General features: G+C 66.8%; 17 protein-coding genes. 8 read left to right on the top strand and 9 right to left on the bottom strand.

The features are described from left to right. The 6 genes from ABE505_RS08970 to cyoA all read right to left on the bottom strand — a co-directional run. Positions 1-684, bottom strand: a 684-nt coding sequence (locus tag ABE505_RS08970; RefSeq protein ID WP_346446188.1) for a rhodanese-like domain-containing protein, incomplete at its 3' end; no start/stop codon positions are given. A 361-nt stretch (positions 685-1,045) separates the two neighbouring features. Next, positions 1,046-1,798, bottom strand: a complete 753-nt coding sequence (locus ABE505_RS08965) for an SURF1 family protein (protein WP_346444028.1) — start codon at positions 1,796-1,798, stop codon at positions 1,046-1,048. 19 nt (positions 1,799-1,817) lie between these two features. Next, positions 1,818-2,201: a cytochrome o ubiquinol oxidase subunit IV gene (gene cyoD, locus ABE505_RS08960; protein WP_346444029.1), complete on the bottom strand. Its 384-nt coding sequence runs from the start codon at positions 2,199-2,201 to the stop codon at positions 1,818-1,820. Next, complete coding sequence (cyoC, locus tag ABE505_RS08955; protein WP_346444031.1) at positions 2,198-2,848, bottom strand: cytochrome o ubiquinol oxidase subunit III; 651 nt, start codon at positions 2,846-2,848, stop codon at positions 2,198-2,200. The genes cyoD and cyoC overlap by 4 nt, the downstream gene beginning before the upstream one ends. A gap of 1 nt (position 2,849) precedes the next feature. Then, positions 2,850-4,862 (bottom strand): cytochrome o ubiquinol oxidase subunit I, encoded by a 2,013-nt coding sequence (cyoB, locus tag ABE505_RS08950; protein ID WP_346444033.1) that lies wholly within the window; start codon positions 4,860-4,862, stop codon positions 2,850-2,852. Positions 4,863-4,904: 42 nt separating this feature from the next. Then, positions 4,905-6,107 (bottom strand): ubiquinol oxidase subunit II, encoded by a 1,203-nt coding sequence (gene cyoA, locus ABE505_RS08945; protein ID WP_346444035.1) that lies wholly within the window; start codon positions 6,105-6,107, stop codon positions 4,905-4,907. Positions 6,108-6,287: 180 nt separating this feature from the next. Here cyoA and ABE505_RS08940 point away from each other — a divergent pair, with 180 nt between their 5' ends. The 5 genes from ABE505_RS08940 (at position 6,288) to ABE505_RS08920 (ending at position 11,455) form a co-directional block, all read left to right on the top strand. Further along, the gene (locus ABE505_RS08940) at positions 6,288-7,607 is read left to right on the top strand and encodes an MFS transporter (protein ID WP_346444036.1); all 1,320 of its coding nucleotides are present in this window, start codon (positions 6,288-6,290) and stop codon (positions 7,605-7,607) included. 394 nt (positions 7,608-8,001) lie between these two features. Beyond that, the gene (gene rpsF, locus ABE505_RS08935) at positions 8,002-8,445 is read left to right on the top strand and encodes a 30S ribosomal protein S6 (protein ID WP_183425435.1); all 444 of its coding nucleotides are present in this window, start codon (positions 8,002-8,004) and stop codon (positions 8,443-8,445) included. A gap of 11 nt (positions 8,446-8,456) precedes the next feature. Next, positions 8,457-8,687, top strand: coding sequence for a 30S ribosomal protein S18 (rpsR, locus tag ABE505_RS08930; RefSeq protein WP_047135782.1), 231 nt, complete (start codon positions 8,457-8,459; stop codon positions 8,685-8,687). Positions 8,688-8,823: 136 nt separating this feature from the next. Beyond that, entirely contained in the window at positions 8,824-9,276 is a 453-nt protein-coding gene (gene rplI / locus ABE505_RS08925) for a 50S ribosomal protein L9 (protein WP_346444038.1), read from the top strand. A 778-nt stretch (positions 9,277-10,054) separates the two neighbouring features. Beyond that, positions 10,055-11,455 carry a replicative DNA helicase gene (locus ABE505_RS08920; protein ID WP_047135784.1) on the top strand — a complete coding sequence of 467 codons (1,401 nt, stop codon included), beginning with the start codon at positions 10,055-10,057 and terminating at the stop codon, positions 11,453-11,455. 135 nt (positions 11,456-11,590) lie between these two features. Here the strand turns inward: ABE505_RS08920 and ABE505_RS08915 are convergent, their stop codons facing one another. From ABE505_RS08915 to ABE505_RS08905, 3 genes are all read right to left on the bottom strand, one after another. Then, complete coding sequence (locus ABE505_RS08915; RefSeq protein WP_346444040.1) at positions 11,591-12,061, bottom strand: YbaY family lipoprotein; 471 nt, start codon at positions 12,059-12,061, stop codon at positions 11,591-11,593. 80 nt (positions 12,062-12,141) lie between these two features. Continuing rightward, on the bottom strand, positions 12,142-12,996 hold the full coding sequence (locus ABE505_RS08910; protein ID WP_346444042.1) for an endonuclease/exonuclease/phosphatase family protein: 855 nt from the start codon (positions 12,994-12,996) through the stop codon (positions 12,142-12,144). An 11-nt stretch (positions 12,997-13,007) separates the two neighbouring features. Next, entirely contained in the window at positions 13,008-14,789 is a 1,782-nt protein-coding gene (locus ABE505_RS08905; protein WP_346444044.1) for a M14 family metallopeptidase, read from the bottom strand. Positions 14,790-14,971: 182 nt separating this feature from the next. On the opposite strand from ABE505_RS08905, the gene ABE505_RS08900 reads away from it, so the two are divergent. Genes ABE505_RS08900 through ABE505_RS08890 form a run of 3 tightly spaced genes read left to right on the top strand, consistent with a single transcriptional unit; the run spans position 14,972 to position 18,229 of the window. Continuing rightward, positions 14,972-16,594 carry an oligopeptide:H+ symporter gene (locus ABE505_RS08900; protein ID WP_346444045.1) on the top strand — a complete coding sequence of 541 codons (1,623 nt, stop codon included), beginning with the start codon at positions 14,972-14,974 and terminating at the stop codon, positions 16,592-16,594. 24 nt (positions 16,595-16,618) lie between these two features. Continuing rightward, positions 16,619-17,236 carry a rhomboid family intramembrane serine protease gene (locus ABE505_RS08895; protein ID WP_346444046.1) on the top strand — a complete coding sequence of 206 codons (618 nt, stop codon included), beginning with the start codon at positions 16,619-16,621 and terminating at the stop codon, positions 17,234-17,236. Positions 17,237-17,254: 18 nt separating this feature from the next. Then, complete coding sequence (locus tag ABE505_RS08890) at positions 17,255-18,229, top strand: hypothetical protein (RefSeq protein WP_346444047.1); 975 nt, start codon at positions 17,255-17,257, stop codon at positions 18,227-18,229. The last annotated feature ends 222 nt before the right edge of the window (positions 18,230-18,451 follow it).

The following is an 18,451-nucleotide window of genomic DNA, read 5'->3' as shown; positions in this document are numbered from 1 at the left end:
GATGAACGGGCGACCGCGCAAGACGCTCGGCTGGGCAACACCAGCCCAGGTGATGGAGAGGGAAATCATCGACTTCAAATCACGTGTTGCACTTGATTCTTGAGACCGCCCCCTGAGAATGGTCGAGAAACTGCCGGCGAGTGGAACGATCTTGCTGCCGCCTGCGACGAGCGCAGCCGATACCTCCGCATCGGACAACCGGCTGACGTCCGGGGCGCCAGGGGCGCGAGCCGACTGCGCCCACGCCGCAATGCCGCCGTCGATGACCTTGAAATCCCGCACGCCGTATCGCGCCAGGCGATTGCATAGCTGCAGCGAGTCCGAGCGGAACCTGCCGTTGTCGTAGACGATCAGCGAGCCAGCGCCGGCATTCATCAGACTCTGGAGCGGCTGGTTGACAGCGCCGGGAATATGGAGCGGCGAATACTCCGCCCGGCTTCTGATATCGACGATCTTCGCGCCGGCGGGGCGCCGCGCGGCGGCGTCGATAAGGCAGTTGGCGCCCAGGTGGCCATTCTGTAGCGCTGTCTGTGACCGTGGCGCTGCAGGGCGCTCCGGCTTGGCGGACGAGGCGATACACGGCGTTTCCCGACGCGTTTCAGCCCCGAAAGAAACCGAGCCCACGAGTATCGATAGTGTGAATACGACAACGGCCAGCACGCGGCGACGCGCCTTGCAGGACATTATCTTTTTCCCCTTCGCCGTCCCTGTCCCTCGGATCATGTCATACGCCTAAATGGCCTGTCGATTGGAGTATTTTCGGCTACTCATTCCCGAACGCTAATGCTCACGGCGCGCGGTGGCCGGTGCGGCACGATGACCTTACCTGACCGGCTTTATCGCCCCGCATCTCTGGCGCTTCCAAACGCGGTCAAACGCTGCCCGTGATGCGCTTCCGAGTGCGGTGTTAATGATGACGCGCATCGGCGTATGCGCTGATTCTGCGGAGCGAGGTGTTATCGCCGATCTTCGCAAAGCAGGTGAGCATCGGACCTGGCGCTCTCTGCCATCGGGAGGGACGCAATCAGCCGGTGGCCGCACGCGCCTATGCGGCTGCGTCAGGCGCGCTGCGCCGGAACTCGCTGCGCAGCACGAAGCCGATCGCCAGCAGCGTCAGCAGCGCCATGCCGAACCAGGTCAGCGCATAACTGAGGTGGTTGTCGCGGAACTGCACGATCGTCAGTCCGGGCACCGGCCAGTTGGCGCCGTCGATCGAGGTCTGGGCGTCGATGAAGAATGGCGCCACCGGTGCCGGGACCTGCCGCGCGGCAGTCATCTCCGCCGGCACGCGGGCATACCAACGGTCCTCGGCGGGCACGTTGGCGCGCACGAACAGGCCGGCGCGGTCGGGCTGGCGTAGCAGGCCGGTGACTTCGACGACGTCGGCGGCGTCCACCCGGGCGCGGCTGTCGCGTCGGCGATGTGCATTGTCGACGTAGCCGCGGTTGATCCACACCGCGCCTTCGGCGGTCGCCATCGGGGTCATGATCCAGTAGCCGGGTCCACGCTCGGTGGAGGCGTAGACCGCGACCTCCTGGTCGTGCAGCAGGCGCCCGCGGGCGGTCACGCGCTGGTACTGCGCATCGGCCACGTCCAGGCTGTCCCAGTCGGCGACGGCCGGCAGCGCTGTGGGGGCTGCGTGGATCCGGGCCTCGACCCGGGCGATCAGTTCGCGTTTCCAGCACAGCCGCTCGACCTGCCACAGGCCCAGCGCGATGAAGCCGGCGGTCGCGGCGACCAGGAATACCAGCAACGCCCAGCGTCGGGCCGGGCGTTGCGGGGCGCGTTGCACGTGCATGCGGAGGCGTCGCGTCCGGTCAGGGCGCGGCGCGCATCTGCTCGGGCGACATCGGCATCATGTTGTTGTTGAGGTGATACATGACCCACAACGAGCCGACCAGCGCGATGACGATGAGGATGCCGGTGAACAGCATCGACATCAGGATCCAGCCGCCCTCCGATTTCCGGTTCATGTGCAGGAAGTAGATCATGTGCACGACGATCTGGATGGCGCCGAACACCATGATCAGTGCGACTGTCCAGACACGGCTCTCGATCACCTCGCCCATGACCAGCCAGAACGGGATGACGGTGAGGATCACCGACAGCACGAATCCGATCACGTAGTCGCGCATGCTGCCATGGCCGTGCGCGTCGTGTGCCGCCTCGTGGGCAGGGTGGTGGTTGGTTCCGGTGCTCATCCCACGACTCCCATCAGATACACATACGAGAACACGCCGATCCAGATCACATCCAGGAAGTGCCAGAACATCGACAGGCACATCAGACGGCGGTTGTTGGCGGCGTTGAGCCCATGCTTGCGCAACTGGACCACCAGCGTCACCAGCCAGATCAGGCCGAACGTCACGTGCAGGCCGTGGGTGCCGACCAGGGTGAAGAACGCCGACAGGAATGCGCTGCGCTGCGGTGTCGCGCCCAGGTGGGCGAGGTGGTGGAACTCGTAGAGTTCGATGCCCAGGAACGCCAGGCCGAACAGGCCGGTGACGAGCAACCAGCCGATCGTGCCCCGGATGTTCTGCTTGTACGAATTCAACATCGCGAACCCGTAGGTGATCGACGAGAACAGCAGCATGAACGTCGCGACCAGGATCAGCTTCAGGTCGAACAGGTCGGCCGGCGATGGGCCGGCCGCATAGTTGCGGCCGAGCACGGCGTAGATGGCGAACAGGATCGCGAAGATGAGGCAGTCGCTCATCAGGTAGATCCAGAAGCCGAGGTTGGTCCCGGTCTCGGGGTGGTGCCCATGCCCGTCCTCGGCATGGGGGTCCTCGATCACGTGGTAGACGCGGGCGGTATCGCCGGAAGTGGATTGGATGCTGTGTGCCATGTCAGAGCGCCTGCTGCGCGAGATCGCGCGTGCGTTGTTCCTCGGTGTCGATCACGTCCTGAGCGGGGATGTAGTAATCGCGGTCGTAGTTGAAGGTGTGCGCGATCGCCGCGACCACCAGGGCCACGAACGACGCGCCGGCCAGCCACCAGATGTGCCAGATCAGGCCGAAGGCCAGCGCGACGCTGATCGCCGACAGCACGACCCCCGCACCGGTGTTGCGCGGCATGTGGATCGGCACGAAACCGGCCAGCGGACGCTTGTAGCCGTGACGCTTCATGTCGGCCCAGGCGTCGATCTCGTGGATCACCGGGGTGAAGGCGAAGTTGTAGGCCGGCGGCGGCGACGAGGTCGACCACTCCAGCGTGCGGCCATCCCACGGGTCGCCGGTGACGTCGCGCAGCGCCTTGCGCTTCCGTACGGCCTGGACGATCGACATGATGAACGCGCCGATGCCGGCCGCGACCAGCGCCGCGCCGATCGCCGCGACCACGAAGAACAGATGCAGCGAGGTGTCCTCGAACTGGCTCAGGCGGCGGGTCACCCCCATCAGGCCCATGATGTAGAGCGGGGTGAACGCGACCCAGAAGCCGGTCAGCCAGCACCAGAACGAGACCTTGCCCCAGAACTCGTCGAGCTTGAAGCCGAACGCCTTCGGGAACCAGTACACCATGCCGGCGAACAGGCCGAAGACCACGCCGCCGATGATGGTGTTATGGAAGTGCGCGATCAGGAACAGGCTGTTGTGCAGCACGAAGTCGGCGGGCGGCACCGCGAGCAGCACGCCGGTCATGCCGCCGATGACGAAGGTGAACATGAAGCCGATCGTCCACAGCATCGGGACGTCGAAGCGGATGCGTCCCTTGTACATCGTGAACAGCCAGTTGAAGATCTTCGCGCCGGTGGGGATCGAGATGATCATCGTGGTGATGCCGAAGAACGCGTTGACGCTGGCACCCGAGCCCATCGTGAAGAAGTGGTGCAGCCACACCAGGTACGACAGGATCGTGATCACCGCGGTCGCGTAGACCATCGACGTATAGCCGAACAGGCGCTTGCCGCAGTACGTCGAGACGATCTCCGAGAAGATGCCGAACGCCGGCAGCACCAGGATGTAGACCTCCGGGTGGCCCCAGATCCAGATCAGGTTCACGTACATCATCGGGTTGCCACCCAAGTCGTTCGTGAAGAAGTTGGTGCCGACATAGCGGTCCATCGTCAGCAACGCCAGCGTCGCGGTGAGAATCGGGAACGACGCGACGATCAGGATGTTGGTGCACAGCGAGGTCCAGGTGAAGATCGGCATGCGCATGTAGCGCATACCCGGCGCACGCATCTTGACGATCGTCACGATCAGGTTGATGCCCGACAACGTTGTGCCGACACCCGCGACCTGGAGCCCCCATAAGTAGTAGTCCATGCCGACGCCTGGACTGTAGTCGGCGCCCGACAACGGCGGGTAGGCCAGCCAGCCGGTCCGCGCGAACTCGCCGACGAACAGCGACAGCATGATCAGCACCGCGCCGGCGGCGGTCATCCAGAAGCTGAAGTTGTTGAGGAACGGGAACGAGACGTCGCGCGCACCGATCTGCAGCGGCACGATGTAGTTCATCAGGCCGGTCACCAGCGGCATCGCCACGAAGAAAATCATGATCACACCGTGCGCGGTGAAGATCTGATCGTAGTGATGGGGGGGCAGGAAACCTTCGCCACCGCCCGAGGCCAGGGCCTGGTGCGCGCGCATCAGCACGGCGTCGGAGAAGCCGCGCAGCAGCATCACCAGCGCCAGGATGCAGTACATGATCCCGATCTTCTTGTGGTCGATGCTGGTGAACCACTCCTTCCACAGGTAGCCCCAGAGGCGGTACCGGGTGATGAGCACGAGCAGCGCGATGCCGCCGAGCGCCGTGCCGATGAAGGTCGCCGCGAGGATCGGGTCGTGGAGGAAGGCCAGGGACTCGAGCGAAAGACGCCCGAGCCACGGTGAGTTGAGCTGGTCCTGGGGTGCGGACATGGGGTTCCTGCCTAGTACTGGATTCGGTGATGCGATCCGGGATCAGCGGCCCGAGGGGCCGCCGTCGTCGTCCGGCTTGCCGGGCGCGCCTTGCTGCTGCGGTGCCTGTCCCGGCGGGATCGGCTGCACGCCCTTGTCGTCGGCGCCTTCGCTCGAGGGCGTGGGCTGCGGTGTCGGCTCCTCGGGCGAAACGGCTCGCGGCTGGTGGCCCTGCGGCTCGTCGCCACGCGCTTCGCGGCCGGCCTCGGGGAACGTCGCGCCAGGAGCGGCCATCGGTTCGTCGGCGTGGCGGTTGTCGTAGCGCAGCCGGGCGTAGTTGGCATGGCTGTCCACGCCGCCGCCGCCCGAGCGGTCGATATGCATCATCTCGTGGATGCACATCGAGCCGGGCGACACGCACATGTTGAGGATCGCCTCGTAGAGCGCCGGGTCGACGTTGCCGAAGTAACGCACCGGTTCGCGCTCGGAGGGCTTCTCGAGCACCAGGTACTCCTGACGGCCCAGCGGGGTCTGGTCGGCCTGCACCTTGCGCACCCAGGCGTCGAAGCCTTCCTGGCTCATGCCGTGGAAGTCGAAGTGCATGTGCGAGAAGCCATCGCCGCTGTAGTTGGCCGAGAAGCCCTTGTAGACGCCCTCGGCGTTGATCACGGCGTTGAGCTTGGTCTCCATGCCGGTCATCGCGTAGATCTGGCCGGCCAGCGCGGGGATGAAGAACGAGTTCATCATCGACGCGGAAGTGATCTTGAACTCGATCGGCACGTTCACCGGCGCGGCGAGCTCGTTGACCGTCGCGATGCCCTGCTCGGGATACAGAAACAGCCACTTCCAGTCGAGGGCGACGACTTCGACCACCAAGGGCTCGACGCCCTCGGCGATCGGCGTGTTGGAGTCGATCCGGTCGAGTGGGCGATAGGGGTCGAGCTTGTGGGTGGCGATCCAGGTCACCGTGCCGAGCACCAGGATGATCGCCAGCGGTGCCGACCAGATGATCAGCTCCAGGCGCGTGGAGTGGTGCCAGTCCGGCGCGTACTCGGCGTTCCTGTTCGACGCGCGGTACTTCCAGGCGAAGAAGAACGTCAGGAAGATCACCGGGACGATGACCAGCAGCATCAGCACCGTCGACAGCAGGATCAGGTCGCGCTGCTGCAAGGCGATGTCGCCGGACGGCCGCATGAGCACCCAGTCGCAGCCGGACAGCAGCAGGGCGGCCCCGAACAGGACCGAGAATCGAAGGAAGGATTTCATTGGCGGGAGATCAACGACTGAAAAGGGAAAGACGGCTTGACGGAGGCGCCACGTGGCGGCGGCTAGCGTGGAATCAGGGCAGGGCGCGGACGCGTGCTGCTGCGCACCTTGCGTGGTGGGCCCGTTTGGGGTTCACAATGCGGTGCATTATCCCCCATGACGACCGGAGAGAGCGCGCAGATGAGCGGAACCGCACAGCAAGCCACCACCGGGCTGGACGATGCGCCGGAGACCGACGACCTGGAGATCTCGCCTGGGAAGATCGCCTTCCCGGTCGTGATGGGCCGGACGTCGGAGTTCTTCGACTTCTTCGTCTACGGCATCGCCTCGGTGATGGTGTTTCCTTATCTGTTCTTTCCCGACAGCGACCCGGTGCAGGCGACGCTCAAGTCGTTTGCGATCTTCTCGCTGGCGTTCATCGCCCGCCCGATCGGCTCGGCGGTGTTCATGGCCATCGACCGCAACTTCGGTCGGGCCGCAAAGCTGATCGTGGCCCTGTTCCTGCTGTGCGGCTCGACCATGGCGATCGCGTTCCTGCCCAGCTACGCCCAGGCGGGCCTGCTGGCGCCGGTGCTGCTGGCAGTCTTCCGCTTCGGCCAGGGGCTGGGCTGGGGCGGCGCCTGGGACGGGCTGCCGTCGCTGCTGTCGCTCAGCGCGCCCAGAGAACGCCGCGGCTGGTACGCCATGGTGCCGCAGCTGGGGGCGACGTTCGGCTTCATGCTCGCGGCTGGCATGTTCCTGGTGTTCACCCGCTTCCTCGGCCATGAGGACTTCATGGCCTGGGGCTGGCGCTTCCCGTTCTTCGTGGCGCTGGCGCTGAACGTCGTCGCGCTGTTCGCGCGGCTGCGTCTGGTGGTCACGCCGGAGTTCGTGCAGTTGTTCCGACAGCAGGAGCTGCAGCCCCGCCGGATCGGCGAGACCATCCGCACGCATCCGCGTCAGGTCCTGCTCGGTGCGCTGATTCCGCTGGCCAGCTACGCGATGTTCCACCTGGTGACGATCTTCCCGCTGAGCTGGGCCACGCTTTACACCGACCATGACCCGGGCGACTTCCTGGTCAGCCTGCTGATGGGCGCGGTGGTCGGCGGGGTGGGCATCGTGCTGTCGGGCCTGCTGGCCGACCGGGTCGGCCGCCGCGGGCAGCTGGCGATCGCGGCGGTCCTGATCGCGATCTTCAGCTTCTTCGCCTCCCGCCTGCTGGGCGACGACACGACCGCTGGCCGCACGACCTACGTCGTCGTGGGCTTCGCGCTGCTGGGGCTGTCGCTCGGCCAGGCGAGCAATGCGATCGCCTCGCGCTTTGAGAGCATCTACCGCTACACCGGCGCGGCGGTCACATCCGACATCGCCTGGCTGCTCGGCGCGGGCTTCGCGCCGCTGGTCGCGCTGGGCGTGTGCAGCCGATTCGGGCTGGAGTACGTGGGCTATTACCTGCTGTCGGGCGCGGTCGTGACGTTGGCTGCGCTGGGCTTCAGCCGAACGCTGGAAACCGTGCGCTGACCCCCACGCACCGTGCGCCCAGTCGGGCGCACGGTCGATTCGGTCAAGGGCGGCGGTCTGCACGATGCGTTCGTCCGGGCCCGAAACATCCGGGCATGAGAGGCGGGGAGGGGCCTGCGGCTCGACTCGGGCGCGTCCGCTTGGGGTGCGCTCCGATGTCGCGGTGGCCGGGTGTCCATTTCACCATGCCCGCCTGCGACAGGGCTGCGACCGAGTGTCGCACCTGCGCGCTGGACCACCTGCGCATGCCCCGCGCTTGCCCGGAGGCGGGGAATCTGTGAGAATTGCCGGCTCCCTGCGCCCAGGCGCCGGGAGGCCCTTGCCCCACTGCGCACGCGGGGGGCTATCCGGACCGCCGCCGACCGGCGCGGTTGATATCCGAAAGGAAACCACTATGCGTCATTACGAAGTCGTGTTCTTGGTCCACCCGGACCAGAGCGAGCAGGTGCCCGCGATGATCGAGCGTTACAAGTCGATGATCGAAGGCGCCGAGGGCACCATCCACCGTCTGGAAGATTGGGGCCGCCGTCAGCTGGCCTACCCGATCAACAATCTGGTCAAGGCCCACTACGTGCTGTTCAACATCGAGGTCGGCCAGGCCGGTCTCGACGAGCTCGTCGAGGCGTTCCGCTTCAACGATGCCGTGCTGCGTCACCTGGTGATCCGCCGCGAAGAGGCCGACACCGAGCAGTCGCTGATCATGAAGAACAAGGACGACAAGGGCGACAAGCCCGAGCGTGGCGAGCGTCGTCGTCGCGATGACGAGGGCGAGTCCACCGGCGGCGACGCCGACGGCGACAAGTCCGACAAGCCCGACACCAACGCCGAAGCCGCCTGAGGAGCACGTCCATGTCCAAGTTCTTCCGCCGCCGCAAGTTCTGCAAGTTCACCGCCGAGGGCGTCAAGGAGATCGATTACAAGGATCTCAACACCCTGCGCCAGAACCTGACCGAGAACGGCAAGATCGTTCCCAGCCGCATCACGGGCACCAAGTCGCGTTACCAGCGCCAGCTGGCCACGGCCGTCAAGCGCGCCCGTTACCTGGCCCTGATCCCGTACACCGACAACCATAATGTGTGAGTCCCTTCACTAGAAGCCCGCACATCCATGTGCGGACTGTCCAAGTGAAGCGAACGCATCTTTAGATCATTTCGTCCGGTTCGGACAGCAATCGTTGCGGCGCCTGGGGCGCCGCTAACGAATACGGAGCTACACCATGCAACTGATTCTCCTGCAGAAGGTCACCAACCTCGGCAACCTCGGCGACAAGGTCAATGTCAAGCCGGGCTATGGCCGCAACTACCTGGTGCCCCAGGGCAAGGCCGTGCCGGCGACCGAGGCCAATCTGGCCGAGTTCGAGACCCGCCGTGCTGAGTACGAGGCCAAGGCCAAGGCGCAGCTCGACGAGGCGCAGTCGCGTCTGGCCAAGCTCGAGGGTGCCAGCGTGACCGTCTACGCCAATGCGTCGACCGAAGGCAAGCTGTACGGTTCGGTCGGTCCGCGCGAGATCGCCGACGCCCTGACCAAGGCGGTCGCACCGGTCGAGAAGTCGGAGGTCGTGCTCGGTGAGGGCGCGTTCCGCACCACCGGTGAGTACGAGGTGGTCGTGCACCTGCACGCCGATGCCGAGACCACCGTCAAGGTGATCATCGAAGGCGAGGTCGCCTGATCCATCGGATCGGGTGGTCCTTAGACGGGCGCCGCAAGGCGCCCGTTTTCGTTTGGGTGTCCTGTTTTGGTCGCTTGTGCCGGGCTTTGGCTTCGGGGACCACGCATCGGCCTGCCGGGCCACGGTCGCTCTTCCCTCGGTCAGGGCCGCTTCGCGGTCCGGCCCGGCGCAGCGCGCCGTGCGTTCATGTGGACGCGCGGCAATGCCGCGCAAGCCGTCCCCACTCACCCTGCCCTGACTCGGGCGCGCGCCCGCTCAGCTTTGCGGATCGGTCCGGCCCGGCGCAGCGCGCCGGGCGTTCGCCCACTCGCGCGGCATGCCGCGCAAGCAGAGCGGGCTCACCCATGGCGCGCTCGGCGCGACCATGACCCCCCAGTTCGCCGCTTGCAGCAAGCCTTAGGCTTTCGTGCCTTCGGAAATGCCTCACGCAGCAGCGCTTTTCACAGGCGTTTGGTCCGTCTGAGGCATCCAACCGCAGCGCGCATGAGCTTTCGAGGTCTGCATCGTCCCAACTCGCGGGCGAGGGCTCGGCCGGGCGTTGCGGAGAGCGGACCATGGATGGTCCGCGGCGGCGAGTCAGTCAGGGATGACTGACCGAGCCGAGGAGCAATCCCGGCCGGGTACTCGCAGCCGCCGAAGAAGTCGTCTCAGTCCGCGAGATAACCCGTTGTGAAGCTGCCCATCGTTAGGCTTATCCACAGGTTATGGGGTCGCGTGTCCACAGGCCCGCGCTCTAGCATGCCACTTGCCGTAATCCGTTCTTTCTGAAGTCCACGCCATGTCCGCACGTCCCGAGTACCGCAATGACCACCGTGCCGATGCGCGCGTCGAACAGCTGCGCATTCCGCCGCAGTCGGTCGAGGCCGAGCAGGCCGTGCTTGGCGGCCTCATGCTGGTGCCCGATGCGTACGACCGCATTGCCGACCTGCTGGTGTCGGAGGATTTCTACCGGCGCGACCACCAGAAGATCTACGCCGCGATCCAGGAGCTGGCCGAGAAGAACAAGCCGTTCGATGCGGTGACGCTGGGCGAGTGGTTCGAGTCCAACGGGCTGTCGGAGCTGGTCGCCGGCGGCGCGTACCTGGGCGAGTTGGCGAGCACGACGCCGTCGGCGGCCAACATCCGTGCCTATGCCGAGATCGTGCGCGACAAGGCCATCCTGCGTCAGCTGATCGATGTCGGCACCGAGATCGTCAACGACGGCTTCCAGCCCGAGGGCCGCGACAGCAGCGAGATCCTGGCCAAGGCCGAGCAGCAGGTGTTCAAGATCGCCGAGGCCGGTGCGCAGGGGCGCAGCGACTTCACCGCGATCAACAAGGCGATGGCCGACGCCTTCGATGTGCTGCAGACGCGCTACAACAACGGCGGCGGGGTCACCGGCTTGCCGACCGGCTATACCGAATTCGACGAGATGACTGCCGGCCTGCAGCCGACCGACCTGATCATCCTGGCCGCGCGCCCGGCGATGGGCAAGACCACGTTTGCGCTCAACATCGCCGAGTACGCGGCGATCAAGACCAAGAAAGCGGTCGGCGTGTTCTCGATGGAAATGTCGGCCAGTCAGCTCGCGCTGCGTCTGATTTCCTCCAATGGCCGCGTCAATGCGACGCGCCTGCGCACCGGTCAGCTCGAGGACGAGGACTGGAGCCGGGTGAGCAGCGCGATCCGCATGCTCAAGGAGACCAAGATCTTCATCGACGACACGCCGGGTCTGGGGCCGGACGTGCTGCGCGCCAAGTGTCGCCGCCTCAAGCGCGAACACGATCTGGGGCTGGTGGTGATCGACTACCTGCAGCTGATGTCTGTACCGGGCAACAGCGAGAACCGCGCTACCGAGATCTCGGAGATCTCGCGCTCGCTCAAGGGCCTGGCCAAGGAGCTCAATGTGCCGGTGATCGCGCTGTCCCAGCTCAACCGTTCGCTGGAAACCCGCGCCGACAAACGTCCGGTGATGGCCGACCTGCGCGAGTCGGGCGCCATCGAGCAGGACGCCGACATCATCATCTTCATCTACCGCGACGACTACTACAACAAGGAAACCTCGCCGGACAAGGGGCTGGCCGAGATCATCATCGGCAAGCAGCGAAGCGGCCCGACGGGCTCGGTCAAGCTGAAGTTCTTCGGCGAGTACACGCGCTTCGACAACCTCTCGCACGACTCGATCGGCAGCTTCGAGTAACACGACGCGGTCGTGTCTTCTTCATTGGGGGCGGGGTGTTGTCGCGCCCGGAGACGGGCGAACGCACGCAGGGGGCGCGCCGATGTCGAGGCCGCCGCCGGTCATGCGGCGCGCAGCCTCGTTTCCGGCATCGCTTTACGGCTGGACGTGATGCAGCCGTACGCGGCCCACGTGCACCCCGACGTTGGCCGGATCGATCGCGATTGGCACGGCATCCTCAGTGCGGAAGCGTGGCGTGCCGTCGGGCATCGACACGGCGATTTCCAGGGCGACCGCGCCCTGCAGACGCGCGCGCGGCACGACGAGCTCGAACGCGTAGGGCCCGGCGCCGACGCTCGTGCTGCGTTCGGCCAGCACCCGCGCCTCGCCCGTGCGGGCAGGGTCGACCAGGCGGACATCGAGCCGCGAGCCCTCGGGCATCAGGATCTTCTCGAAGTAGACGGCTTCGCCCTGCAGGGTGAGCGACGGCTGCGGCATGGTGTCGGTCATCGATGGTGCTCCTGCGGCGACGGTTGGGGCCGGGGTCTGACAGGCGCCGAGGAGCGCCACGGAAAGCGCTGCGGCGGCGATACGGGCAAACACCAGGACGGGGCGGGTCGGGGACATCGGATGGGCTCCACGGTGGCGAGGCCGACCAGCATGCGCGTCGCCAGCGCAATGGCGGCGCAACGCTGGACCGGCCATGGTCACGGGCGCAGGCGCAGGCGGACCCAGGTCCCGAAATGGTCGGACGGCCAGGTGCCCTCGGCGTCCGGCGTGTCGAGCACCACCTGGGCGTCCTCGATCTCGAACCGGTCCTGCTGCGCGAACACCAGATCGATCCGTGACCGGTAGTCGAAGAAGTGCGGATTGAGCGTGGTCACGCCGGCGCCGTCGGCTTCCGGGTGCAGCGTGCCATAGGCGTCGATGTAGCGTGCGCGCAGCGCCGCGAACTCGGGTGCGCTGGCTGGCGCGTTGAAGTCGCCCAGGATCAGCGACGGCGCTTGCGCGGACGTCCGCGCCACGAAGTCGAGTGCGTCAGCGACCTGGACGTCGCGGATCGCGCCGCCCTCCAGCGTCCAGTGCAGGTGGGTGAAGTAGACATCGAGCGGGCGTCCATCGATGTCGAGGCGTGCGTGGCCGATGCTGCGCGAGTCGTCATGCGGCTGCAGCCGATGCCAATCCTGCGCCTTCACCGGTAGCCGGGTGAGCAAGGCATTGCCGTAGCGGTGCGCCTGGTCGGCCGGGTCGGTGGAGACGAACTGCACCGCGTAGCCGAGCTCGGCGGCGATGGTCTGCGCCTGGTTGCGCAGGGTCTGGGTCTGCAGCACTTCCTGCAGCGCCACGATATCGGGATCGAGCGCGCGCAGCTGCTCGACGATCAGCGGCAACCGCTTCGGCCAGTCGGCCTTGTCGTGGTAGATGTTGAGCGTGACCACGTCCAGGGTGCGCGGCGTCGCCGGTTCGGCTTTGGCGCCGCCGGTGCCGGTGCAGGCGGCGAGGAGGAGCAGCGACAACGCCGCGGGCAGGCAGTGACGCATCAGGCGGGACAACGGGGACATGGCGGCTCCGGTCATTCGGGGGCGAGGTCGGTGCGGACGATGGGGTAGAGGTTGTAGCGCGCATCCCAGGCGCTGTGCCGACGATAGAAGTACGCCAGGCGTGCGCGCGGATCCGCCGCGAAGGCCGGATCGTCGCGCAGCCGGGCCCGGAAGTCCTCGGCGAGCGCCGGATCGGCAGCCAGCATCTCGCGCGCCACCGCTTCGGCGACGTAATCCTCCATGTACTCCTTGCGCTCGAAGTGGGTGTTGAAGCGGCCCCAGGCGGCCATCGAATCGGGCGCCTGCGGCTCGAGCAGCGCGGCGACCAGCCGCGCGCGCGGCTGTGCGATCGGTACGTACAGCGCGCCGGCGCCGATGTCCTGCGGCTCGGCGCGCCAGCGGCCTTCGAGCGTGAGCCGCTGGTGGCCCTCGACCGGGGCGGTGCCGAACGCGGTGCGCTCGGCGCGGAAGGTGTCGACGGCGAGCTGGGGATGGGCGCGCTTGAGCGTCGAATGGGCGATACCGTGGCGGTCGAGTGCCTGGGCGACGCTGGCCGCGTGGGCGGCGGGCACGATGTAGCCGGCGCGCGGCAACACGACGCTCAGCGACGGCACGATCTCGTCGCGCAGCGGCACGTGCCAGATCTGCGGCGTGGTCTCGTCGTAGCGCGTCATCAGTGCGCCCGACACCTCCGACAGCGTGCGCGTGTAGGCGTAGCCACGGAAGTCGACCATCCGCGCGCGCGCCGTGGCCTGCCAGTCCAGCGGCAGCGAGGTGCCACCGAGCGCGGCGGCGCGGGCGTCGGCGTCGGCTGCCACGCGCATCCAATCGCGGCCATGGCGGGCGATCTGCTCGAGTACCGAGACCACGGTGTTGCGGGTCAAGGCCACGCGGACCGGGTAGGGCTTCCACGAGTGAGTCTCGATCAGCATCGCCACCCGGTTGCGCAGCGGGAAGTAGCCGGTCGAAAAGCGCGGCGGCGACACGCCGTCCTCGAAGCCCGAGGCCGGATCGTCGGATTCGACGAACGACGGGTAGTAGGGCAGCGGCAGCGCGCCCTGGCGCGCGAGGTCGTCGATGACCGCATCGCGAAATGTGCGCCCGACGCTGCGCATCTGCGCATCGCCCGAATGCACCGGTTCGACCTGCACCGCGATGTCGTGTTCGAACTGCGCGCCATTGGTCGCGTGCAGGTCCACATAGGCGATCGGATCCCAGGCCTCGACCAGTGCCAGCATCGCCTGCATCTCCGGCGACTCGGCCTTGGCGTAGTCGCGATTGAGATTGTAGTTCTGCGCGGTCGTGCGCCAGCCCATCTCGCGCGGACCGCGCTGGTTGGGACGGTTCCAGGCTGCGAACCGCTCATGGCCATCGGCGCTGAATACGGGCACGAAGACCCAGACCAGCGCGTCGAGCGCGCCGGGCGCGGCGTCGCCGTCGAGCACCTGGCGCAGCGCCAGAAAGCCGGCGTCCTTGCCGTCGATCTCGCCGGCGTGGATGCCGCCCTGGATCAGCACGACCGGAATGCCCTGCGCACGCGCCTGGGCAGGGTCGAGCGTGCCGCTGCGGCTGACGATCAGCGCCTGCATCGGTCGGCCTTCGGGCGTGGTGCCGAATTGGGTGCAGCGCACCGCATCGGGATGCAGGCGGGCGAAGGTGGCGCACAGGCGCACGACCTCATCAAAGCGGCCGGTCTCGATGAAGCCACTGCGCTCGGACACGGTGATACGCGGATCGTCGCTGGCCGAGGCGGACGGCAGCGGCGCGACGAGTGCGGCGGCGAGCAACAGCGGCAGGAACGGGCGGCAGGACATGGGGCGGTCCGGAGGAGAACGACGACGCATGATGCCCGGCCGGGCGCGCCCGCCCAAGGGCAGGTGTCGCGATCGATGGCCCAGCGCCCGGCACTTGCCGCCGTCCGGCGGGCATGGCAGTCGCGGGCCGGACGCGAGGATCGGGTAGGCTGTCGGGTTCCCAGACTGCCTTCGACGTGCCGATGACGACCGTCCAGACCACTGCGGGCCGCATGCCCCGCCAGATCTCCTACATCATCGGCAACGAAGCCTGCGAGCGCTTCAGTTTCTACGGCATGCGCAACATCCTGGTGCCGTTCCTGATCAGTTCGGTGCTGCTGGCCTACCTGCCCGAGGGGCCGGAGCGCGATGGCGCGGCCAAGGACATCTTCCACATGTTCGTGATCGGCGTGTACTTCTTCCCGCTGCTGGGCGGGTGGTTGTCCGACCGGTTTTTCGGCAAGTACCACACCATCCTGTGGTTCTCGCTGATCTACTGCGCCGGTCATGCCTGCCTTGCGCTGTTTGAGAACAATGCCGCGGGCTTCTACACCGGCCTGTTCCTGATCGCGCTCGGCTCGGGCGGCATCAAGCCGTTGGTGGTCTCGTTCTGCGGCGACCAGTTCGACCAGAGCAACAAGGACAAGGCCAAGCTGGTCTTCGACGCGTTCTACTGGATCATCAACTTCGGTTCGTTCTTCGCGTCGTTGCTGGCACCGCTGTTCCTGCGCCATTTCGGGCCGGCCGTGGCCTTCGGCATCCCCGGCATCCTGATGTTCATCGCCACGTTCGTGTTCTGGCTCGGGCGCCGACGCTATATCGACGTGCCGCCGGCCGGTCGCGATCCGCATGCGTTCTTCGAGGTGGTCAAGACTGCGCTGCGTGCCGAGCGCCCGGGGGCGGGCCGTCCTGGCCTGCTGGTTGCGCTGTTCGGCCTCGCGGTCGCCGCGCTGCTGCTCGTGCTGTGGGCGCTGTCGGCGGTGGGCGTGGTGCCGTCGGCATGGGCCGAGTCCTTTAACTTCGTCATTTCGGCGTGTCTGGCACTGGGTGTGATCATCGCTGCCGGTGGTGTCGGTGCCTCGATGCAGCTCGAGCGTGCGCGCGGCGCGCACCCCGATGCCGCGGTCGACGGCGTGCGCGCGGTGCTGCGGATCCTGATCGTATTCGCGCTGGTCACGCCGTTCTGGTCGCTGTTCGACCAGAAGGCCTCGACCTGGATCATCCAGGGCCGCGAGATGGTGATCCCGCACGCGGCCTGGTGGTGGCCGAGCTGGCTGATCCAGGACGCAGCGCAGATGCAGGCGCTCAACCCGCTGCTGGTGATGCTGTTGATCCCGTTCAACAATCTGGTGCTGTACCCGGCACTGCGCGCGATGGGGCTGTCGGTGACGCCGCTGCGCCGTATGGGCTGGGGCATCGCGTTCTCGGGCGTGGCGTGGATCGCCGCCGGCGCGATCCAGTTGTGGATCGATGGCGGCGAACAGGTCTCGCTGGCCTGGCAGTCGCTGCCGTATCTGCTGCTGACCTTCGGCGAGGTGCTGGTGTCGGCGACTGCGCTGGAGTTCGCCTACAGCCAGGCTCCGCAGGCGATGAAGGGCGTGATCATGGCGTTCTGGTACCTGACCAGCACTTTCGGAAGCCTGTGGGTGCTGTTGACCAATGCCGGCGTGCGCAACGAGGCGGTGACCGCGTACATCGCATCGTCGGGGTTGAGCGAAAACGCCTTCCTGATGTTCTTCTTCGCCGGTTTCGCGTTCCTGGCCGCCTTGGCGTTCGCGGCGTACGCACGGCGCTATCCCATGCAGGACCACTACCGTGTCGCCTGATCCGTCCACCCGGAAACCCGCCCGATGAACCTCGCCCCCGTCACTTTGCTGCTGATTGTCGTCACCGCCGTGGTGTCATGGCAGGCGTTCGAGAAGCCGCAGTTGCTCGCCCGGCTGATCCTGTGGCCGCCGGCGGTCGATCGTTATCGCCAGTACGACCGACTGCTGACCCACGGTTTCATCCACGCCGACTGGCAGCACCTGCTCTTCAACATGATCACGCTGTTCTTCTTCGGCGGCGGCATCGAACGCGCGTTCGCGCCGTACATCGGCCCGGTCGGCTTTCTGATGTTCTATCTGTCGGCGATCCTGGTCGCGATCCTGCCGACCTATCTGCGTCACCGGCGCGACCCGCACTACCGCAGCCTGGGCGCCTCGGGCGCGGTGTCGGCGGTGCTGTTCGCGTCGATCCTGCTCAGCCCGTGGTCGAAGCTGTTGGTGTTCTTCATCCCGATGCCGGCAATCGTGTTCGGCGTGTGCTACGTCGGCTACAGCATCTGGATGGACCGCCGAGGCGGCGACAACATCAACCACAGTGCACACCTGTGGGGCGCGGGTTACGGCGTGCTGTTCACCGTGATGATGGAACCGCGCGTGCTCGGCAGCTTCGTCGATCGCTTGATGTCGCCCTCGTTCTTCTAGCGGCGAATGCGGACGTGGTTGGCGTCCGCACTCACTGGTCTTGCATGCGAGGCGTGGTATCCCTGCGCCCACATCCATCAAACGGAGCGCATGTCCATGGCCGTGACACGAGCGAAAGCCACCAGCCTGCTCAACAAGACCGAGATGGGGCTGTACGACGCGAGCCGCGCCAATGCAGTGCGTGGTCTGAGCGAGGCCCAACTCGCCAAGCTGGTGACCCGCGCGCGTACCGCCCGTGATCGTGCGCGGGATCTGGAAAAGCGCCAGCGTCTGGCCTCGCGCAAGTCGACCGGCAGCAAGGCCGGACGGACCGGTCAGGCGAATGCGCGCACGGGCGAGAAGGCCGAACTGCTCGCCGATATCCTGAGCCGCTTCGAGACACGCCAGAAGGACACTGCGAAGGCCGCCAAGGCGGCGGCGACGGCCGCGCGCAAGTCTGCGAAGAAGACCAGCGCGTCGGGCGCACGCAAGCCGGCCGCCAAGTCGGCCGCTGCTGCGCGCTCGACAGGCACGCGGTCCAAGCCTGCCAAGACCGCAAAGACGGCGAGCAAGGCCGCGGCGAAGTCGGGCTCGTCCCGGCGCGCGGCGTCCGGCGCGACATCGACCAACGCCGGCACGACCACCAAGCCGGCTGCGGCCCGGTCGCGCAAGGCAGCCACGTCCACGGCGCGCAAGCCGGCCTCCGCCAAGGCGCCGCCCGCGCCCGCGCGCAAGTCGCGACGCGGATCGCGTATTTCCCCCGAGCGTGCGCTCGACAACACGCGGCAGTTGCTCGAGCAGCACGAAGCACAGGCACGCGCGCCCAAACACTGGGAGGACATCGGTGGCGACGGCGCGGCGGCGGCGGCGCCGGGCTTCCAGTCTCCGCAGGCCCGCGCCAAGGCGCTGGAACTGCACGCTGCCGAAAGCCGGCAGGCCTCGATCAACGGCAGCAGCAGTACGCGCGACCGCAAGAATCAAGGCAAGCGCGATCGCCGGGCAGCGACAGACTGACCGACCGGGCCGGTCGGGTCGGCGGTGTCCGCAACCCGCGTCCGCAGCCGGCGTGACCAGCGCCGGCTGCGTAGCGCAGTGAACCGTTGGCCGCAGCCATGGCGCCGACGGGGCCGGCGACATTCGCGTCCCCCTATTCACATTTCGGTCGATAATTGCGGTATCGTGCGCGGACTGTTCAAGGCGGGATCACGGTACATCGTGGCTCCGATGCGGTAGATC

The sequence above is a fragment of the Luteimonas sp. TWI382 genome (assembly GCF_039674545.1).
Taxonomy (GTDB): Bacteria; Pseudomonadota; Gammaproteobacteria; order Xanthomonadales; family Xanthomonadaceae; genus Luteimonas.
Note: the sequence above shows the minus strand (reverse complement) of the source record. Positions and strands in the feature narration are given on the sequence as shown.